Raw genomic sequence first — 19,333 nt, 5'->3', positions numbered from 1 at the left:
CCGGGAACGCCTTCATCGCCGGCAACGTTCTGCCATACCCTTCGATAGCGGCCGCTTGAAATCCTTCGTCTCGAGCCTATTAATATGCCGGCTGCTGCCCTCCGAACGCTGACCGGTACGCATGTCCAATACCTTATTATACAAGCATTCGCATGCTTTTTGATTTTTGATAATCATAGATGGCGGCCTGCAAAATAAAGATGCATTCGTCTCTTCATCGGCAGCGGGACAATCAACTTGGCGTTCCTTACGCCCCAGCCCCAAAAAAGAAAACGGCATCGCTGCCGTTTCAGATTGTTGCGAAACCTATAAGCCGCTTCGAGGAGACTCGCGGCAACCTGCGCCTGGCACACGAACAGATCCTGTTGCCGCTTCGCCGGCGTTTCATGGACGGCTGTGACCGTTTCGAACCAGCCGGTTTCATGACGGCTGGTTCACGGTGCGTCCGTCGATGCAAGGCAGCGGACAGGAAATCCGTTATTCGCTTCTTTATCACGTGTTTTCGCGTGCTGGCGGACAGGAGATCCGCTATTTCGGCTGATTAGCCTGTTGTCGATGTCATTCGAGGACATTAACCAGTAGCCTTGCAAAGAACCTTACACACCTGCCTCAGAATGACGAAAAGTCGAAAAGTTGCTATACGAACAACTTTATTCGCGTCAGACCGACTAAAATATCGGTAAAGTTGCTGTTCGGGCAACTTTTCCCGCCTCTGGCCGGTAAACATGCCGGTAAAGTTGCTGTTCGAGCAACTTTTCCCGCCACGGACCGGCAATAATGTCGGTAAAGTTGCTGTTCGAGCAACTTTTCCCGCCTCTGGCCGGTAAACATGCCGGTAAAGTTGCTGTTCGGGCAACTTTTCCCGCCTCTGGCCGGTAAAAATGCCGGAAAAGTTGCTATTCGAGCAACTTTTCCCGCCACGGACCGGCAATAATGCCGGAAAAGTTGCTATTCGAGCAACTTTTCCCGCCACGGACCGGCAATAATGTCGGTAAAGTTGCTGTTCGAGCAACTTTTCCCGCCTCTGGCCGGTAAAAGTGCCGGTAAAGTTGCTGTTCGAGCAACTTTTCCCGCCTCTGGCCGGTAAAAATGCCGGTAAAGTTGCTGTTCGAGCAACTTTTCCCGCCACGGACCGGCAATAATGCCGGTAAAGTTGCTGTTCGAGCAACTTTTCCCGCCACGGACCGGCAATAATGTCGGTAAAGTTGCTATTCGAGCAACTTTTCCCGCCTCTGGCCGGCAATAATGCCGGTAAAGTTGCTATACGGGCAACTTTTCCAATTTCCCTCCTCGCAAAGGAGCTTCTATGGCATCCTCTATTCCCGCATGCCCGCCTGCGCTTTGCTTGGGGAGTCGGCTACCTTGCCTAGCTTCTGTCACCTGTCCAATGCACTTGAAATCCTGCGAATGAGAGAGCATACGTGAGAAAAACCATTATTACCAGAGGGACGGAGCCTCTGTCCGCGAATCTTAGAGGATGGTCCTTTCTGCGGCATAGGCGGCATCGAATTCTCGACAGCCTGAAACGGCATCGCTGCCGTTCTCTTTGGTTAACCTGTCGGCCGCGCCGTGCGCGCAGCCTGCTCCGCTGCCCGATCTATGCGATCGTCTCTCCCGGTATCGGCTTCATCACGTCAAAGAAGACGCTGCCGCCGGAGATAATCGGCTCATACGTGTCCAAGCCGCGATCGACGACGACAACCGCGCCGCCCTCGCTGTCGAAGCCGGCGCCATGGCACGGGCACCAGAAGTACATGTCCTTGTTCCCGCCCTGCTGCGCCTCCGAAGCCGGCACGACATCGCAGCCCAGATGACTGCATGCGGGCGACATAATGAGCAATTGGCCTTGTGCTCCGACCGTGACATAGACGAAGCCCTTCACCGGTTTCGTATACCACGCGTCGATGTATTCGGCTTCGTATGCCACTTTGGCCACCCCTTGCAGCAGCTTCAAGTCCGCGACCTCGCCGAGCCTGACGATATTGGGCGGAAGCGCGTCGCTGCCGACTTTACGGTGCTTCACCGCCCCGTAATAAAACAACCCGGCGCTGCCGCCGACCAGGCCTGCCGCGCCCAGCGCGACTTTGGCCGCTGTGCCCAGAAACGCCCTGCGGGTGATGTGGTCCGGCATTTTACGGTCCATGCGATCACTCCTTTGCGTAATGAACGGCCTTGCTCTGCCGCCTCACCCGGCCTGCCCGCTCAGCCGCCGGTCCAGCCTGCCCTGCACGAACCGCGCATAGATCGCATAGCCTGCCAGGACGGCGGCCGCCGTCAGCAGGAATGGCCACGCATAATGATCGCCGGCCAAAATATACCCCGCCCAGTACGACGCGATCGTATTGCCGACGCTGCGCGAAACGGTCCGCATGCCCGCGAACAAATTGCGTTCGTCCTCGTCGACGGCCGACATGCACTCGCTGTCCATCAGGTTGTTCAGCATCGTAAAACCCGCTCCGCGCGCGAGCAGCAAGCCGGCGAACAGCGCCGCGGGCATGCTCGCCGCCATCGCCGCCGCGATAATCGCATTGAAGAGGAACAGGCCGACGAACGTCCTGCGGCTGCCGAACCGCTCCACGCAATACGGCATCGCAAGGGAGCCGATGAAGAAGAAGAACCCCGACAGCGCAAGCAGCCCGGAAATCAGGCCGTCCTCCATCCCGAACCTGAATTTCAGGATGACGTTCAGGAACGGATTAAGCAGACCGAACGTAAATCCGGACGTGAAGATCAGCATCGCCAACAGGAGCAGGAAGCGATAGGAGGCTTGGCCCTTCTTCGCCTTCGCGGCCGCTTCGGCCGATGCCGCCGGCCCGGAGGCCGCTGCTTGCTCGGCTCGACCCGTCGCGGCCTCCGTAGCCGCTTTCCCGGCTCGGCCCGTCGCGGCCTCCGTAGCCGCTTTCCCGGCTCGGCCCGTCGCGGCCTCCGTAGCCGCTTTCCCGGCTCGGCCCGCTGCGGCCTCCGCAGCTGCTTGCTCGGCTCGGCCCGTTGCGGCCTCCGCAGCGATCCCCGCTGCGCCGCCCGCGCTATTCTCCGCATCGCTATCCGCCGCACCCGCCGCGATCTCCGCCCTCGCATTCGTGGAAGGCAGCAGCGCGCCCCGCAGGATGCCCGCGAGCGCCAAGCAGCCTCCCGCCGCGAAGAACGCGTATTGATAAACCGTCGAATGACCCGGCATCCAGTCCGGCAAATATCCGGCCACCCACGTGCCGACGCCGGTGAAGAACGTGAACACCGCGAACAGCAGCGAATACGCGCTCGTCTCTTCCTTCTTGCTGCGGCAATATTGGAAGATGAGCTGAATTTCCGAATTGACGACCGCCGTCATGCCGAGCGACCAGATGAGCTGCGCGGCAATGACCGCCGCGGCGCCCGTGCCGGCGCCGAACAGCACGAGCGAGACGAACGCCAGCAGCATGCCGATCACCAGCATCTTTTTGCGCCCGACGCGCTTGACGATCAAACCTGCGGGCAGGCTGGTCAAGCCGACCGTCAGCGCCCCCAGCGACGTGATCTGGCCGATGAAGGCCTTGGAGAAGCCGAGATCGAGCAGATGCAAATTAAGAATCAAGCCGAATATGCCGGCACCGATGCCGAACAAGCTCTCCGTCGCGATGAACCGCTTCACGCCCGGAGATAAATCGCGAACCAAATTAATCGTATACGTCCACATGCTGCGCCTTCCCTCTTGCTGGTCATACTCTTCATCTTACATGCCGGCCGCATCATGTTCAATCCTTGAATGCTTCTGCTGCCGGAAAAAGGGTATAGTAAGAGTAACTGAAACGATAGGAATGAAGACCATATTCAAAGGGGGCTGCAGCCATGTCACAAGAGCGTGAAGTCGGCGGCTGGATGTACGGTGCAGGCTTCGCCGACCCGGACGGTCACCGCTGGAACCTGCTATATAGGGATGAGAGCAAAATGCCGAAAAGTCAATGATGGCAGGTGACAGGCGCCTCCGACGATGACGCCGCTATCCGATCCGGAATGAAGAATGACGATCAATCGAATATTTCATTCGCGGAGACGATAGCCTCGTTCTTCTTCTTGGGCTTGTTCCAGTACACTTCGCTCCCGGGCAGGTCGTCGAACCATTCCGCCTCGTCGGGGCAAGCGAGCTTCATGAACTTGCCGTATTGATTGTCTCTCGATTGATGGTACTTCAGATAAGCGGTTCCCTCTTCAATCGCCAGGATTTCGATTTTTCCCGAAGTATGGCTCATCGACAGACGCACCCGCTTGCCCAATCCCGAGGTTCTTGCTTTGGCGTCTTCGACGATGCGGTAAACCTGGGATAACGGCAGCACGAAATCCCGGTTGCCGGCCACGGGACGGTTGATAAAGAAATAATACGGCGTGACTCCCGCCCAAGACAGCTTATCGAGCAATTCAGCCAGCACGGCCGGGTCGTCATTGATGCCTTTCAGAACGGGGGTCTGGTTGACGACGATCGCCCCGGCCTCGTGGAGCGCCCGGAAGCCCCGCTTGGCTTCGGCTGTAATTTCGCGCGGATGATTGATATGCGCCATGACGTAAATACGTTTCTCTTCCGTCGAATAGGTACGGATCAGTTCCAGAAGCTCTTCATCCTCGTAAATCCGCATCGGGTTAAATACCGGCATCTTCGAACCGAGCCGGATGATCTTCACATGATCGATCTGCCGCAGCTGCTCGATGATGATGCGAAGCTTGGAGGTGGCGAGAATCAGGCTATCCCCGCCGGTCAGCAGTACATTGTTGATCTCGGGCGTTTCTGCAATATAACGAATCCCCGGCGTCACGTCGGACATCGCTTCCTTGACATCGTTCCGGAACAGACGTTTGCGAAAGCAGTACCGGCAGTACGACCCGCATACCTCGGACACGATCAGCAGCGCCGTGGTCGAGTACTTATGCTGACAGCCCGGAACGACGTAATTCGTATCCTCGTCGGAAGCATCCCACCGGCCGTATTCCAGCAATTCGCCTTCGTTCGGAATAACGAGCTTGCGGATCGGATCATGCGGATCATTCCAATCGATCAGATCCATGTAATAGTCGTTGACGCGAAAGACGAATTTCTCCGTAATCGGCTTCAACGTCTTTTTCTCGTGTTCGGATAAGTGCTTCACCTTGTTTACGTCCGTGAAATATTTGACTTTCTTCACGCGCTTCTCTCCTCTTTGTCCGAATGAACGGGTAGTAAAGGGAGCCAGTGCTAAGGAACGCCGCCAGCAGGGTCAAAAAAGACAAAAAGAGACCCGCTAATAGGGTCTCTGGTTGGTTACGCATATAAAGATAGACCCATCCACTGCTGACGAGGTTAGCTGACGGACTCGGGTAAGATGGTACCCTACGTTCCTTACATCGAACGATTCGCCCCAATTGACTGGTTCCCCCGCTTTTCGGCGATAAGCCGAAAATTAAGCGTAGCTTTATTTTATACGTTGTTGTTTGAATAGTCAAAAAAATATGCGGATTTCATTTCCGGTTTGTTGCAACGCGCTTATTGCGATCGGCCGAATCTCCTCTCGGATGGCACCGGCGAGCTCTTCCGCGCGATCAAGATGCGGCCGCATGGATGCCGAGACCGCCGCTGCGCCCGCGGCCGCGCGGCCCGCTACACGGGCTTCGGCGGTCCTTCCTTCAGCAGCGCCGCCAGCTCGGACGTGTACCGGGCCAGCTTCATGCTGATCTCGGAACGCATCACGTCGCGCGTCATGCCGAAGCGGTCTTCGTAGCCGCGGCAGAAGTAGCGGTGATAGACGACGAGATCCGCATGCTCCTCGTTCAGGATCCGGATGTTCCGCTGATTCAGCTCCCGCCGCAAGCCGTACAAATCCTGCGAGACGCGGTCCAGGATCTTCTGTCCGGCCATCAGATACGCGCGCTTCAGCACCGTCGTCATATGCTCCACGTCGGCAATGCTCTTCTCCACCATCTTCACCATATGGGGCAGCAGGATATAGTCGCGCAGCATCGCCCGCTCCTCCGTCGTAATGATGTTCCGTTCCCTGGGCGCGCGCGCCTGCACGGCGGCCGCGGCGCCCGGCGCGCCTCCGTCCGCGTGATGCTCGTCATAACGCTCGACATGCTCGGTCAATAACATTTTGGATTTCCAGCGCTCGTTGCCGTCCAGCTTGCTCATTTGTAGTGTCCTCCAATTTGTTCCGCCCTTTCCCGCGCCACGCCGGACTCCAGCAGCGACGAGGCGCGCATGATGGCCGTGCTTCCGTACCGCATCTTGATGGCGTCGATGGTCCGCTCCTTGCGGTACGCGCGGGAGCGGTCCTCGAACAGCGTCAGCTGAATGACGTTGTCTTCCGTCAGCCCCGACAAGGCGATGCTGAGCCGGCTGACCGGCAGCCCGTGCCAATGCTCCCGGAACAGCTTCAGCGCGGCGGCCGCCACCTCGTGCGTCAACGACGTCGGCTGCTGCAGGGTCAGCTGCCGGCTGAACCAGCAGGAGCGGACGCCGTCGGTTTCCGCCGCGGCCACGGACACGACCGAGCCCAGGAACCGGTGGCGCCGCGTGCGCTGGCACACCTCCACGACCAGCTCCAGCAGCACGACCTCGATATCCTTGAGCTCGCGGTACAGGTTCCAGCGCAGCGCCTTGCCGTGGCTGACCGACTTGAGCTGGCGCCGGATGCCCGGCTCCACGGGGCTTGGATCGATTCCCCGCGCGGTCTGCCAGTAGTACCCCGCTTGAATGTCGCTCTGCTTGCCCATCTCGCGCCGCATGCGCCGCTTGAATTCGGCGAAATCCATCCGCGCGATGTCGCCGATGCTGGATAAGCCCATGCGCGTGAAATGCCGGGTCATTCCGGAGGCGACCATGAACATCTGGTGCACGGGCAGCTCCCAGAGCGTGGATTCCAGGTTGTCGTAGGATAGCTCGAAGACGCCCTCGTCCTCCTTCTTCGCATAGTTGTCGGTCGCCATCTTGGCGAGAATCTTCGTCGGCCCGATGCCGACCCGCGACCAGACGCCGGTCGATTGCAGCACATGCTGCTGGATGCGGGCGGCCAGCTCCTTCGGCGAAACGCCGAAGTAGGCGAGCGAGCCCGTTACGTCCAGGAACTGCTCGTCGATGCTGTACGGCTCCACGAGCTCCGTATAGGATTCGAAAATGCCGGTAATCAATAAGGAGATCTGAATATACGTCCCCATCCGGGGCCGGATGACGACAAGATCGGGACATCTCGCCATCGCCTCTCCGACGCGCGACGCCGTCGTCACGCCGCGGGACTTGGCGATCGGACAGGCCGCGAGCACAATGCCGTTCATCCTTGCGGGGTCTCCGACGGCGACCGGCTTGTCGCGGTATTCCGGATGAGCCGCCTTCTCCACGGATGCGTAGAAGGACTGTCCGTCGATCAGGAAAATTTGCCTCGACATCGCTATATCCCCCTCCAAGAACGCGAATATATGTTCGTATGTTCTTATTATATACCGAATGTACGTTCCCAATGCAAGGGAAATATCTCCCTGCCCGCACGATTTCCGCTCCCGCCCGCAAGCCGCATAACAAAGCGGCGGCCCGGAACGTTGTCTCCCGTTCCGAGCCGCCGCCGGCGCCGCATATATCCTTCCTTCCTGACCGAAGAAGCCCTGCGCGCGAACGATGCCCGCGCTTGGATTGCATGGCAGCGATGCCCGTCCGGACGGCGCGTTCGGCCGCTTAGGTCAGCGCCGATTGAAGACCCGGCCAGTGGCGCCACATATCGACGAGCGGCGACTGCCAATCGTCGCGGCGGTCCTTGTGATCCACCCGGTAATAGATCGAATACCGGATGCGGTCCGACTGGTTGACGCCGCCCGCGTGTATCAATTGATAATGCGTGATGATCAGATCTCCCGGCTCGGCCGTCAGCTGCACCGGCTTCGGCAGCGGAACGTTGGCCGAGCGGTGGATCGTCCGGAATCCTTCCTCCCGGAACAGCACCTCCGGCCCATGCTCCCTGAAGTACTGCTCGTACGCCTTGTGGGTGCCCGGATACACCGTGAAATTCCCGTGATCCGGCTCGCTCTGGTCGCTCAGCACGACGCCGACGAGCGCCGTGAAGTTCTGCGCGATGCTGTCCTTCACGCGCAGCACGCCGTCCAGATGCGCCCCGAAATCATCCGGCGGGTTATCCATGTAGCCTGGGAAGCGCAGCGCGATTTGCCCCATGCCGATCGGGTGGTAGCCGTCGTCCCCGACCAGCGAATCGATGATCGCTTTGGCCGGCGTGCGGTTGAACAGATCCGTGATGCACGGCTTATTTTCAAGCTCCTTGCAGTAGTTCGCGCCGTGATGGCCGTCCGGAACGCCTTTGCCGATGGAATGGTTGATCGCCTTCATCGCTTCCCGGATCATGATGCCGGGGACGACGCCCGGAATCTTCACGTAGCCCTCCTCGATCAACTGCCGCTTCTGCCGATAAGTCAACTCCATATCGAATCCTCCTCTGGTATGTTCCTCGCGCCGTTGTTGCCTATCCGCTGCTTAATTCGATGTAACGCGTTTTCAATATTCGTTCGGACTGCCGGTCATGCGTCATACGGACAGCTTCCCGTAAGTGTCGGGCCTGCGTTCCCGATGGAACAGGCTTCGCGCTTCCCCGAACGCGGGACCTACGGACATCCAGTACGATTCGAATTTGGCATTCAGGTCAACCCGGGCATGAGCGATCCCGTCGACGCATCCGATCTCGGCAAGAATTTCCCCCGCGGGATTGATAATCCGGCTCGGGCTGCCGTTCGGGTCGCTCATGGGCTCGCCGTTATCCCCGGCGATCATATTCCCGTTTATCCCGGCCACGACCAGATAGAGGCCGTTATCTACCGCCCTGGCGATTTGCTGCGTCAGCCCTTCGCCGGCCGTCGAGAGGCAGACGATTTCCGCTCCCTGCATCCGGAGCAGGCGCGCGGTTTCCGGGAACGAAATATCCCAGCAGATGAGCAGCCCGATCGTGCCGAAATCCGTCTCGAATACCGGATAATCGCTGCCTGGCGTGATCCCCGCCTGCGCCTCGAAGAGCGGCAGATGGGTTTTGCGGTATTTCCCGACGATCTCGCCGCTCCGGCCGATCAAGACGCTGGTAACGTAGAAACAGTCCCCGTCCTTCTCATGCATGTTGAGCACGATATAGGACCGGACCTGCTTCGCTTTGCGGCCGATCGCTTCCGTCAGTTCGCCGGGAATCGGCTGGGCGACTTCATCGAGCGAGCAACCCGAACAGCGGTCGTACATCGTTTCGGAGAAACAAATCAGATCCGCCCGATGCTCCCCGGCTCGATCGACGGCATCCAGCATGCGCTGCAGGTTGTCGGACAACCGCTCTCGATGATCCGTATACGGGGAAATATACGTCGTCACGATGTTAACCGGGCGGCGCGTTACCGTCCTGGCTGCGGTTAACGCCGCCTTCATCCAGGACACCGTGCCCGTCGCCGACCAGCGGTATTCCAATTCGACCTTCGCCGAGCAGGCTTTGGGCGGGGATTGAACCGTCTTGTTCAGCTCCCTTACTCCGTCTTCGCGATCCGCATAGGCATCGATATACTCGCGCCGCAGCCAGCCGCCGTCCTTATCCATCCACGTCACGATCATATTGATGCTGACCGGATCGCTGTCGACGCCTTCCGACCTGTACTCGGCCAGGAGCTTATACGCCGCGCCGCCCCGAATGCCGGAAGCTTCGCACCGCCAAGCGCCGTAGCATTCGAAACGCCCTCCGCCCGACATGCCCAGCTGCGCCCGCCCCCCTTCGCATCGTTTGGCAAACGCAGGCGCAAGCTCCGGACGCGGTGCCCACGACTGCCACGCTTCTTCGGATAAATCAGGAAGTAAATTGACCGCTTTACCGGCAGGTTCCATCTATTCCGTCACTCCTTCGGCTTATTCGGTTGCTCTGTACTCTTCGCTCCGATGACGGCCCTGACCTTCATGCTTTCTCAAAAAAAAAAAGCGCAAGGGATCGAAGTGACCGCTTGCGCCTGGCGTTTGCATTTCCCCGGGGCTCCCGGCGATGCGAATAATCCCGGCAGCAGACGGTGCTCGACGGCGGCCGTTCGCCCGCGAGGCCTTGCGGGCGAAGAAGGACGCGGCCGTCCCGCCCGGCTACTACTCCAGCCTTAAGAACTCGGCCGGATGCGCGCGAATGTACGCGTTCATTCGGCCTATCGTCTCGCCTGCGAGCGCGCCGTAACGCGAGAACAGCCGATCCGCGGCTTCGCCCAGCGACGCGTCGGCGTCGAGATCGGAAGGCGAAGCTTCCCGCCGCGCGCCGTCCGCTCCCCGGGTATGCTCCTCCACGAGCAGCTCCGCTTCTTCCAGCAGCCGCAGCAGGGGCTGATCGCCGAAGAACGCGAGCCCCTCCTTCAGCCCCGGCCACGCCGGCAGCACGTAGAGGTAGTAGTACGTGAACCAGTAGAACTCCGCGCGCGTCCCGGCATGATTGTGGAACGCATAGAACAGGTACAATGCCTTTTGCCCCGCGTTTAACCGCTCGTAGATGTTCGCCTTGACCTCCGCGCTCTTGGCCTTGACCGCCAGCAGCGCGGGCTCGATGCACCGCCACGCCAAATCTTCCCGCTCCAGGTCCGCTTCCTTGCAGACCGCGCGATAGTGCGTCTCCATGCGTCACTCCTCGTCTCGTATTTCACTCCGATGCGATGCATCCCGCTTCCGGGGCACTGGCGGCAGCTTGCCGCAGAGGCCGGCCTCGCCGCCCGCCGCCGCGGCCCGCCATCCGTCCGGCGATCGCGTCCAGCCGCAAGCTCCTGCGCCGCCCGGATCCCTGCTCAGAGCAGCGCCAGCAGCTCGTCCAGCCGCTTAATCGTATGCAGCGGACTCGCTTCATTGCTTGCCGGCCAAGCATGATTGGCCTGCAGCCAAATCGTCGCCATGCCGAATCGGGCCGCCCCTTCGACATCGTTGACGGGATGATCTCCGATGAACAGGCATTCCTCCGCGCGCAGCCCGAGCTGATCGGCCGCCTGCCCGAAGATCCGCGGGTCCGGCTTCTTGACGCCCGCTTCCTCCGAAACGAGGATGAGCTCGAACGCGTCCCGGATGCCGAGCAGGTCGATTTTGCCGTACTGGGTCGCCATCCTGCCGTTCGTTATGAGTCCGGTCCGGTATTTCGCCCGCACATGCGCAAGCACCTCGCCCGCCCGCTCCATCAGCACGGCATGGCGCAGGTAGGCGCCCCGGTAAAACGTCATCAGCTCCCCATGCGAAGGCTTCCGCTCCCAAGGCAGCTCGTCCAGCAGCTCGGCGAACAGCGTTTCCCGCGGCTTGTAGCCGTCCCGGTCCAGCTCGACGACGCGGTCGAACATCGCCTTCCGGTCCGCGACATGCCCGAGATAAGCAGCGAAGAATTCATCGACGAACCCGCCGAACATGCGCGAACGGTCGAGAATCGTATTGTCCAGATCGAACAGCACCGCTTTGATCCGCTCCATCTCTTCTCCTCCTCATGCCGGCCGCCGCTCTTGCGCGCAGCCAAGCTACATAATATACGTTTCCAGGAAGTCGTTGCGGAACTTGCCCTCGGGATCGCATTGCCGCAGCAGGCGCCGGAAGTCGGGCAGCTTCGCGTACAACGGCTGCAGCCGTTCCGGCGCCATCGTGAACAGCTTGGCCCAGTGCGGCTTCGCCCGGAACGGCGCGAGCTGCGCTTCAATATCGGGCAGCAGCTGCCGCACGGACGGCCAATCCGGTTTCCACGTAAAATGAATCCCGACCGCGTCCTGCCCGTAACAAGGGCTCATCCACAGCTTGTCTTCCGCGATCGTGCGCACTTCGGAGATATACAGCAGCGGCGCGATGCGTTCACGCAGCCGCTCGATGGCGCACAATGCCTCATACGCCTGTGCGCGCGGCACGAAATACTCGCTCTGGAGCTCTTCGCCGGCGCTCGGGGTGAACTCCATCCGGAAATGCGGCAGCCGGTCGTACGACGGTCCCGGAACGCCCAGCTGCGCGCTGCAGTTCTCCGCCGTGTGCCCCGGCACCGGATGCCGGTCCGCGTCCGCCGGCGTCGCGCCGTAGAAATCCGGCTCCGTCTCGGATGCGGCGCCCGCCGGAGCGGTCCATTCCCGCTTCAGCCACACCTGATTGAACGACGCGGCCGTCCAATCCGTGAATAGGCTGACGCTGTAGCCGCTCGAGAAGATGGCGTCGGCATGATCGCGAAGCCGCGACAGCGGCAGGTTCTCGTACACGTGCTGCCGGATCTGGAAGGCGGGGATCGTGTCCAGCGTGACCGCCGTAACCACGCCCAGGCCTCCGAGCCCGACGACCGCTCCGTCGAAGTCGCCGTCCCCCTGGCCGCGGGTGAAGACGAGCTTCTCCCCGTCCGCCCGGATGACTTCCATCGCCCGCACGGCCGTCGCGAGATTGCCGTTGCGAACGCCGGAACCGTGCGTCGCCGTGGCGACGGCGCCCGCGACGCTAATATGCGGCAGCGAGGCCAGGTTGTGCAGCGCCAGCCCGTGCTCATGCAAGTAGCGGCACAGCTCGCCGTACCGGATGCCGGCTTCGACCGTCACCGTGTTGTTCGCGCGATCCACCGCCTTTACCCGGTTCAGCTTCTGCAACGAGATCTGGCTGCCTGCCGTGTCGGCGATGCCGTTGAACGAGTGGCGCGTGCCGAGCACCCGCATTCGGCCGCCGCGGGCGACCATCTCCTGAACTTGCTCCGTCGTCTCGGGGACGAGCAGCGCCGAGGCGCCGTACCGGTAGTTCCCGGCCCAATTTCGATTATTTTCCATTCTTGCGCTCCTTTACGATGCATGAATAAATGAATGAATGACGAGATTGCCGGCCAAACCGAATAAAGCGCTTACCGTTTCATTATAAAGGAACCGCCCGGCCGTTCAACTCCTATCCGCGCATTCCCGACACCAAATGTCTGACTGTAACCGGCCACCGGCCGGACTATCGCTTCTTCCGCGCCACGATCAGATCGTTGCGGTAGCGTTTGCGGATCGATCCGTTATAGTCGTTGTCGATCAAAGCGCCGATGCACGCGAAGAGCCGTTCGCGGGCGGCGGCTTCAAGCAGCCGGTGATCCGAATACGTCGCGAGCAGCCCGAGAAGGCCGTCGCGGTCGTACCGTTCCTCCGTGAAGCAGGTTTGCATCCGCGGCTCGTCGAAATATCCGCTCGCGGCCAGTTCCGGCACATGCGGATTGACGTCACCGGCTTCCGCCAGCCTGCCTTTCGCCGAATGCGGCATGAACTTCTCGTAGCACTGCTGCGCACGGTCGAAGAACGCCTGATCCCCGCCGACCGCATGCTTGTAGCCGAGAAGCGCGATATAACCCCCTTCGCGCAGCAGGGCGGCGGGTTTGCTATAGCGCACTTCGGGATCGATCCAGTGGATCGCGGTCGCCGACAGTACCAGATCATACGGTTCCTCGGGCGCTTCCCACGTTTCGAAGTCGGCGTTGACGACTTCGACGCCGGGATACGCGGCTAACTTGGCGCGCGCGACTTCGGCCATGCCGGCGCCCAGCTCGATCGCCGTCACGCTGCAGCCGTATTCGGCCGGAGGCAGCGTCGCAATGCCGGTTCCCGCGCCGATCTCGAGCACGCGCGCGCCGGGGGGCAAATTCGTCCAGGCGAAGAGGTCCTCGAACAATCGGCCCGGATACCGGTTGCGCGCTTGATCGTACAATGCCGCCACTTCATTGAAAGTCGCTCGTTTCTCGGCAGCCACGGAATCACGCTCCTCTATATGAACTTATCAACCGCCATCTATTGAAGCTTGGGGGCAATAGTATAGCGTTGAACGAGGCCGATTGTCCAGTATTTCCCATGGGCATCGACAGCCGAACGCCGATTCCTACACTCGGACCAGCGTTCGTTCGAGTCTCCTGAATACGTGCAGGAGCCGGGCTTGCGTTTCGCGGAAAAGGGACTCGTCCCGCGCCGCGACCGCTTCTTCGCCGAAGGCCCGTTTGCCGATATAGGCCGTATACCGGAGCTCGATCTGAATCGCTTCGACCCGATCGGGCGCCCCGTAATGCGACGTGATATATCCGCCCGTAAGTCCCGGCTCGTCAATCTTGACGACGAACCCTTCGGACGCGAATGCCTCGTATACCAGCTGCGCGAACGCTCCGGAACAGGAACGGCCCGCGCATGTGCCTAACACCACATCGGCATCGGATTGGATATAGAAGCTGTGCAAATCGAATAGATACGCGATCCGGTTTGTCTGGAGCACCGCATCGATCTCTTCCTTCAGCCGGCGATGGAACGGCTTGTACACCGTGTCGAGGCGATTGGCGATGACGTCCGCCGGCAGCGGAGAATCGTAAATCGCCTTGCCGAACGTTGTTGCCGAGTATACGAGGGAGGTCGTATACCCATTGCCGCTGCCGCCGGTTACGGCCCGATTGACGTCGATGACGTAACGGCTGTAATTGGCCGAAACGATGGTCGCTTGCAGATCGTGAAGAAATGCGTACAGCTCGTTCAGAAACCAGTCCGAATTGGCCAGAATGGCGTCCGGCCGCCTGTTTGCGTCCATTTCCCCCGTCAGCCGCGAAGAGCCGTGCGGGATGCTGACGATGATGCCGCACGGCTGATTGGCCCGTCTAACGTACACCGGATCCATCTTACAGCACGTCCCAGCCGACAGCCAGCTCTTCCAGTTCGTCCTCGGCGAAGATTTCGGTTTTCCGCTCGAATACGCGGCCGCCCATCGCCTCGTAGAAGGCGGCGGCCGGGTTGTCCCGGAGCACCCAGAGCATCATCGACGAGCAGCCGCCCGCCTTCAAAGCAGCCTTGATGCATTGGAACAGCTGCCGTCCCAGCCCCATGCCCTGATAATGCCGCAGCAAATAAATCGCGTACAGCTCGCCTTCGTAACGGCCGTCCTGCAGACGGCTGCTGCCGCCGCTGGCGAAACCGACGATGTTCCCGTCGCCGCTCTCCGCGACGTAGATCGCCTCGTCCTTGCGCAAATTGTCGAACGTCCAGAGCCAATTGCGAAGCCGCCGCTCGACGGTCAAGTTCGCCAAATACGATTCGGCAATCAAGCCGCGATACGTCGTCAGCCAGCTCTCCACATGAACCTTCGCGATGCCTTCGGCATCCGATCGGTGCGCTTCCCTTACCCTCATGGCTCCCCAGCTCCTTATTCGGCGAATAGCCGCTTTCCGGCGGAATGACAACTACTTCCACAAGCGCGGCAATAATCCTTTCTCGGGCGGGCAGAACAATAGGCGAATCTTCGGCATATCTGCCGTCGGATAAACGGAAACAAGCCGTCCGGGAGTCCGGCGGCTTCGATTGTTTTCCTGCAGCGGGGGTTAAGGCCGGATGCGTTCGAGCCGCACGGTCGGCTACAAGCTCGGCCAGTTCTTGCTTTCGTTGCGGTATCGCAGCGGCGAAATGCCTGTCTTGCTCTTGAAGAAGCGCGAGAAATCATCCGTGTCCTCGTAGCCGATCAATTTCGCCACCTCGCCGATCGGCCGTTTCTCCGTCTCCAGCAGCTGCTTGGCCTTCTGCAGCCGGAGCTGCAGCTGCAGCTGCATCGGCGTAATGCCGAATATCTTCTTGAACTGGTTGGAAATGTAGGTGGGGTGCATATGGTACCGTTCGCCGAGATCGGCCAAGTCGACGCGGGAAACCGGCATGTCCAGCAGCTCGTTCAGCATGGAAGTGAAGGCGTCCGCATACACCGCCTTCAACCGGACGTCCGGCTGACGCAGCGCGGCATCGATCAGGATGGCGATCAGCTCCAGCGCTTTGGCCCCTTTCATAAGGCTGTCGGCGAGCGAAGCCGGCTGCTCCGCGCAGCGGCGGTATTCCAGGAACGCCCGCTCGAAGCGCTCGGGATCGGGAAGCCGGAACACCGGCGGAAAATGAAACAGCTGCAGCGCATCCATGCAGCCGGCGATATTGAGCGTAAAATGCCACCACAGAAACACCGTCTCTTCCGCCGAATCCTTCACATGGTCGTGAAGCGCGTTAGGGGGAACGAAGAGGACGTCGCCTTGCTTCGCTTGATAATCGCGGCCGCCGAGCCGAAGCCGGCAGGACCCTTCTTTTATATAAGATACGACGTAAAACGGAAGCACGCGGTTCCGCTGCTGCAGCTCCGAGCGCCGGTGCAGGTCGTGTTGTACAATATGCAGCGAAGCTTTCTCGATCAGCTGCAGCCATGGTTGCATGCCGTTCATGATCGTACTCCTCCTGACTTCATCGCGGGTAATGACGGACGCAATCGTCCGCCTCAACCATTATAGACCGGGGCAGGCTGCGCGCGACGCCGAAAATCGTCGGCTATCTGACAGCCAACGCATCCAATTTCAGGAATTCCGCAGGCTCGGATGACATTTTTCATACCTTTATTCGGCATCAGCGTACATAATTCCCCCTATTCCGCGTGATCGGCCATTTTACGGACGGCTTTCGGCCAACAGCTGACGCGAATGCCTTCCGGCCGCGCTTCTTTTCCGCTATGCTGATCCTACATGAACACCATGGCGCGCTTGCCATGCGGAAGGAGCTTATTTCAGTGACGAACAAATATGATTTTCACGATAGCGATGGCATGAAGATGCTCGACCCGCTCATGCTGACCGTTACGTTCGATAACGGCGAACGGCCTTCGTTTCAAGCGGAGGGCTGGAGCGACGGCCCTTCCGGCACGGATGCGCTCGGTGAATACCGGACGCAGGTGCTCGCGTTCCGCGGCGAGGACGAGAACGAAACGATCGCGCTGGAGCTCAAGCGTTACGCCCGAACCGTCCTGGCCTATGCCGCCGTACAGCTGAAGCAAGACGTATTCGGCGTCACGCACGCGCTCGATCCCGAGGCGGGGCTACGCTTCTCGATCGGCGAGCCGGCCGGCATCGACGGCGTGCTGGCGCATTATCTTCATTATAAATGGTGGTCGCGCCCGCATATCGCCGCAGGCACGAGCGCCTTGCCCGAACGGACGCAGGCGCTCCTGTGGCGAGCCGGCGGCCGGTATGTCCAGCTGTTCCCGGCCTGCGCGGACATCTGGAAGACGACGCTTCAAGGCAACGGCGACGGCTTCGATCTCGTCGTCGCCCCGCTCGTGCGCGGCTGCCGCAGCGGACGCCAGCTGCTCTGCGTGCTGAGCGAGAGCGATTCGCCCTTCGCGGCGGCGGAACAAGCGGCCGCGGCGATGCTGCATGCCATGGACAAGCCCGTGCGCACGCGGGCAACGAAATCGTACCCCGAAGCATTCGAATATTTGGGCTGGTGCACATGGGACGCGTTCTATCACGAGGTAACGGAACAGGGCGTCGAAGCGAAAGCGGCCGAGCTGCAGGAGAAGGACGTCCCGGTCCGCTGGGTCATGATCGACGACGGCTGGTCGCCCGTGCGGGCGGACAAGACGTTGTCCTCGCTGGGCGCGAACGCGGAGAAGTTCCCGAACGGCCTCGGCGCCTCCGTCCGAACGCTGAAGGAACGCTACGGCGTCAACTGGGTCGGCGTCTGGCACGCGTTCACCGGCTATTGGCACGGCATCGAGCCGGGGAGCGAGCTCGCGTCCGACATGCGGGATGCGCTGTTCGCCGACCATGCGGGGCGCCTGATTCCGCATCCGGATCCCGCAAGAGGACTCGCCTTCTGGAAGACATGGCATGACAGCCTCGCAAGACAGGGCATCGACATGATCAAGGTCGACAGCCAGAGCTCGCTCGTGCAATTCGTGCAGGGACAGCTGCCGATCGGACAAGCGGCGGCGGGGCTGCATCAATCGCTCGAAGCGTCGGCGGCGCTACACTTCGACGGGCGGCTGATCAACTGCATGGGCATGGCGCAGGAGAACGTCTGGCATCGCGGCAATACGCCGATCTCACGCAACAGCGACGATTTCTATCCGGGCAAGCCGGAATGGTTCCGGGAGCATGCGCTGCAGAATGCCTACAATTCCGTCTATCACGGCACGCTGTATTGGGGCGACTGGGACATGTGGTGGACATCGCACGAAGACGGCGTCAGCCATGCCGTGCTGCGCGCCGTCAGCGGCGGTCCGGTATACATCAGCGATCCCGTCGGCACGACGGACGCATCGATGCTGCGTCCGCTCATCTATTCGGACGGACGCGTGCTGCGCGCCGACCGGCCGGGGCTGCCGACGGAAGACTGCCTGTTCGTGAACCCGGCGGAGCAGCCCGTCCCGCTTAAAGTGTGGAACCGCTCCGGCGACTGCGGCTTGCTTGCGGCCTTCCATCTCCATGAGGAGGCTGAGCCGGTCGGCGGCGAGCTGCGGCTTGCCGACATACCGGGCTTTGCCGAAGCGCGCTGCGCCGTGCTGGATCACTTCGGCCGGCTGGCCTTCGAGCTGGAGCCGTCGGGCACGCACGCCCTGTCCGTCGAGCGCGCCCGGCCGGCGCTGTATGTGCTCGCGCCGTACCTGGACGGCGTCGCCTGCTTCGGACTCGTCGACAAGTACGTTTCGCCGGCGGCCATCGAATCCCGCTGGACGGCGAACGGACGCACCGTCCTCGGACTGCGCGAAGGCGGACGGTTCGGCTTCGCGTCGGACGCCGAGCCGGCGGCCGTGCTGGTGAACGGCGTGCAGGCGGCGATCAACCGCGAGGCCGGGTTCTACACGGTCGATTGCGGCGAATCGCCAGGAAGCAGCGTGCTGGTGGAGATTGTGTTCTAGACCGGCGCCTCAGCGCCCTGGTCTCCTATCTCGACCGCCAATCAATGTCAAATGCCCCGCGGCTCGCAGCCGCGGGGCTTCGTCGTGATGGGCTCACGAGTGTGACCGCCAATGCCGGGCTCTCTTCAGCGCAGACCTCGGCCAGAGTACCGTCATAGCTTCGCATCGGCGCAAGCTAGGCTTGTTTTAGAAAATGAATAAACGATTCCATCGGCTTCACATTCAGGGGGCTGATTTCCTTTGGAATTTTATCATACTCAAACCATTTAAGCGCTACGGTTTCATCGGTTTCGGTTACTAGCTCCCCTGAGAAGTCATTGCATACGTACACGATTCCGATTAGATACACCTCATCGCCGTTTGGATACGTATACATCCGATCATCGCCTGAAAACACGCCCAAGAGTTCAAGTTTATTGGCCGCTAACCCCGTCTCTTCGAAGAGCTCGCGTTTTGCAGCCGCTTCGACTTCTTCACCTATTTCAACAATCCCGCCATGCAATGCCCAGCATAAATTATCTTTGCGCTTCTGTAGAAGCACTTTGCCATCCTTGTATATAATGACACCTGCGCCTACGGCAATCAGCCTGTCATGTCCGATTTTCTTTCGTATGTTTTGGATATAACTCATAAGCGTCCTCCTTTCGGCATTCTCTTCAAGTCACGAAGGCCCAGCCCGTTGCGACCGAGCTGTCA

The 19,333-nt window shown here is 60.5% G+C and carries 17 protein-coding genes, 1 pseudogene and 1 riboswitch; of the genes and pseudogenes, 2 read left to right on the top strand and 16 right to left on the bottom strand.

All coding sequences use genetic code 11. The features are described 5' to 3' along the window. Nucleotides 1–571: 571 nt before the first annotated feature. The 3 genes from GXP70_RS13375 to GXP70_RS13365 form a co-directional block, all read right to left on the bottom strand. Nucleotides 572–1,168, bottom strand: coding sequence for a hypothetical protein (locus GXP70_RS13375; RefSeq protein ID WP_162357279.1), 597 nt, complete (start codon nucleotides 1,166–1,168; stop codon nucleotides 572–574). A gap of 429 nt (nucleotides 1,169–1,597) precedes the next feature. Continuing rightward, nucleotides 1,598–2,143: a QcrA and Rieske domain-containing protein gene (locus GXP70_RS13370; RefSeq protein ID WP_162357278.1), complete on the bottom strand. Its 546-nt coding sequence runs from the start codon at nucleotides 2,141–2,143 to the stop codon at nucleotides 1,598–1,600. Between the two features lie 42 nt (nucleotides 2,144–2,185). Beyond that, a complete protein-coding gene (locus GXP70_RS13365) occupies nucleotides 2,186–3,673 on the bottom strand; it encodes an MFS transporter (RefSeq protein WP_162357277.1) in 1,488 nt (495 codons plus the stop codon). Between the two features lie 167 nt (nucleotides 3,674–3,840). Between GXP70_RS13365 and GXP70_RS13360 the strand changes: the two are divergent. After that, a pseudogene (locus GXP70_RS13360) lies at nucleotides 3,841–3,942 on the top strand (VOC family protein); the annotation flags it as partial. A 62-nt stretch (nucleotides 3,943–4,004) separates the two neighbouring features. On the opposite strand, the gene GXP70_RS13355 reads toward GXP70_RS13360, so the two are convergent. From GXP70_RS13355 to GXP70_RS13300, 12 genes are all read right to left on the bottom strand, one after another. Then, a complete protein-coding gene (locus GXP70_RS13355) occupies nucleotides 4,005–5,150 on the bottom strand; it encodes a KamA family radical SAM protein (RefSeq protein ID WP_162357276.1) in 1,146 nt (381 codons plus the stop codon). Between the two features lie 131 nt (nucleotides 5,151–5,281). Further along, a riboswitch (cyclic di-AMP (ydaO/yuaA leader) is annotated at nucleotides 5,282–5,422 on the bottom strand. 180 nt (nucleotides 5,423–5,602) lie between these two features. Then, nucleotides 5,603–6,130, bottom strand: coding sequence for a YhjD family protein (locus GXP70_RS13350; RefSeq protein WP_162357275.1), 528 nt, complete (start codon nucleotides 6,128–6,130; stop codon nucleotides 5,603–5,605). Next, complete coding sequence (locus tag GXP70_RS13345; protein ID WP_162357274.1) at nucleotides 6,127–7,383, bottom strand: DNA polymerase IV; 1,257 nt, start codon at nucleotides 7,381–7,383, stop codon at nucleotides 6,127–6,129. The genes GXP70_RS13350 and GXP70_RS13345 overlap by 4 nt, the downstream gene beginning before the upstream one ends. A gap of 283 nt (nucleotides 7,384–7,666) precedes the next feature. Then, entirely contained in the window at nucleotides 7,667–8,422 is a 756-nt protein-coding gene (locus GXP70_RS13340; protein ID WP_162357273.1) for a phytanoyl-CoA dioxygenase family protein, read from the bottom strand. 102 nt (nucleotides 8,423–8,524) lie between these two features. Beyond that, nucleotides 8,525–9,847, bottom strand: a complete 1,323-nt coding sequence (locus GXP70_RS13335) for a carbon-nitrogen hydrolase family protein (protein WP_162357272.1) — start codon at nucleotides 9,845–9,847, stop codon at nucleotides 8,525–8,527. Between the two features lie 246 nt (nucleotides 9,848–10,093). After that, nucleotides 10,094–10,609 (bottom strand): hypothetical protein, encoded by a 516-nt coding sequence (locus GXP70_RS13330; protein ID WP_162357271.1) that lies wholly within the window; start codon nucleotides 10,607–10,609, stop codon nucleotides 10,094–10,096. Between the two features lie 164 nt (nucleotides 10,610–10,773). After that, complete coding sequence (locus GXP70_RS13325) at nucleotides 10,774–11,436, bottom strand: HAD family hydrolase (protein ID WP_162357270.1); 663 nt, start codon at nucleotides 11,434–11,436, stop codon at nucleotides 10,774–10,776. Nucleotides 11,437–11,481: 45 nt separating this feature from the next. Continuing rightward, nucleotides 11,482–12,747: an FAD-binding protein gene (locus tag GXP70_RS13320; RefSeq protein WP_162357269.1), complete on the bottom strand. Its 1,266-nt coding sequence runs from the start codon at nucleotides 12,745–12,747 to the stop codon at nucleotides 11,482–11,484. A 166-nt stretch (nucleotides 12,748–12,913) separates the two neighbouring features. Beyond that, nucleotides 12,914–13,696: a class I SAM-dependent methyltransferase gene (locus GXP70_RS13315; RefSeq protein ID WP_192043453.1), complete on the bottom strand. Its 783-nt coding sequence runs from the start codon at nucleotides 13,694–13,696 to the stop codon at nucleotides 12,914–12,916. A gap of 126 nt (nucleotides 13,697–13,822) precedes the next feature. Next, a complete protein-coding gene (locus GXP70_RS13310) occupies nucleotides 13,823–14,599 on the bottom strand; it encodes an N-formylglutamate amidohydrolase (RefSeq protein ID WP_162357268.1) in 777 nt (258 codons plus the stop codon). Nucleotide 14,600: 1 nt separating this feature from the next. Then, nucleotides 14,601–15,107: a GNAT family N-acetyltransferase gene (locus tag GXP70_RS13305; RefSeq protein WP_162357267.1), complete on the bottom strand. Its 507-nt coding sequence runs from the start codon at nucleotides 15,105–15,107 to the stop codon at nucleotides 14,601–14,603. Between the two features lie 222 nt (nucleotides 15,108–15,329). Further along, entirely contained in the window at nucleotides 15,330–16,169 is an 840-nt protein-coding gene (locus GXP70_RS13300) for a helix-turn-helix domain-containing protein (protein WP_162357266.1), read from the bottom strand. A gap of 338 nt (nucleotides 16,170–16,507) precedes the next feature. Here GXP70_RS13300 and GXP70_RS13295 point away from each other — a divergent pair, with 338 nt between their 5' ends. Beyond that, entirely contained in the window at nucleotides 16,508–18,637 is a 2,130-nt protein-coding gene (locus tag GXP70_RS13295; RefSeq protein ID WP_162357265.1) for a Sip1-related alpha-galactosidase, read from the top strand. A 175-nt stretch (nucleotides 18,638–18,812) separates the two neighbouring features. Here the strand turns inward: GXP70_RS13295 and GXP70_RS13290 are convergent, their stop codons facing one another. Continuing rightward, entirely contained in the window at nucleotides 18,813–19,268 is a 456-nt protein-coding gene (locus GXP70_RS13290) for an NUDIX hydrolase (RefSeq protein WP_162357264.1), read from the bottom strand. Nucleotides 19,269–19,333 lie beyond the last annotated feature (65 nt).

The sequence above is a fragment of the Paenibacillus lycopersici genome, from assembly GCF_010119935.1.
Classification (GTDB): domain Bacteria; phylum Bacillota; class Bacilli; order Paenibacillales; family Paenibacillaceae; genus Paenibacillus_Z; species Paenibacillus_Z lycopersici.
The sequence above is the reverse complement of the archived record's forward strand: the minus strand, read 5'-3'. Positions and strand labels throughout refer to the sequence as shown.

Bases quoted from the DNA above. Each gene is read 5' to 3' on its own strand.
- GXP70_RS13370 (WP_162357278.1), bottom strand. From the start codon at position 2,143: ATGGACCGTAAAATGCCGGACCACATCACCCGCAGGGCGTTTCTGGGC.
- GXP70_RS13365 (WP_162357277.1), bottom strand. From the start codon at position 3,673: ATGTGGACGTATACGATTAATTTGGTTCGCGATTTATCTCCGGGCGTG.
- GXP70_RS13350 (WP_162357275.1), bottom strand. From the start codon at position 6,130: ATGAGCAAGCTGGACGGCAACGAGCGCTGGAAATCCAAAATGTTATTG.
- GXP70_RS13345 (WP_162357274.1), bottom strand. From the start codon at position 7,383: ATGTCGAGGCAAATTTTCCTGATCGACGGACAGTCCTTCTACGCATCC.
- GXP70_RS13340 (WP_162357273.1), bottom strand. From the start codon at position 8,422: ATGGAGTTGACTTATCGGCAGAAGCGGCAGTTGATCGAGGAGGGCTAC.
- GXP70_RS13335 (WP_162357272.1), bottom strand. From the start codon at position 9,847: ATGGAACCTGCCGGTAAAGCGGTCAATTTACTTCCTGATTTATCCGAA.
- GXP70_RS13330 (WP_162357271.1), bottom strand. From the start codon at position 10,609: ATGGAGACGCACTATCGCGCGGTCTGCAAGGAAGCGGACCTGGAGCGG.
- GXP70_RS13325 (WP_162357270.1), bottom strand. From the start codon at position 11,436: ATGGAGCGGATCAAAGCGGTGCTGTTCGATCTGGACAATACGATTCTC.
- GXP70_RS13320 (WP_162357269.1), bottom strand. From the start codon at position 12,747: ATGGAAAATAATCGAAATTGGGCCGGGAACTACCGGTACGGCGCCTCG.
- GXP70_RS13310 (WP_162357268.1), bottom strand. From the start codon at position 14,599: ATGGATCCGGTGTACGTTAGACGGGCCAATCAGCCGTGCGGCATCATC.
- GXP70_RS13305 (WP_162357267.1), bottom strand. From the start codon at position 15,107: ATGAGGGTAAGGGAAGCGCACCGATCGGATGCCGAAGGCATCGCGAAG.
- GXP70_RS13300 (WP_162357266.1), bottom strand. From the start codon at position 16,169: ATGAACGGCATGCAACCATGGCTGCAGCTGATCGAGAAAGCTTCGCTG.
- GXP70_RS13290 (WP_162357264.1), bottom strand. From the start codon at position 19,268: ATGAGTTATATCCAAAACATACGAAAGAAAATCGGACATGACAGGCTG.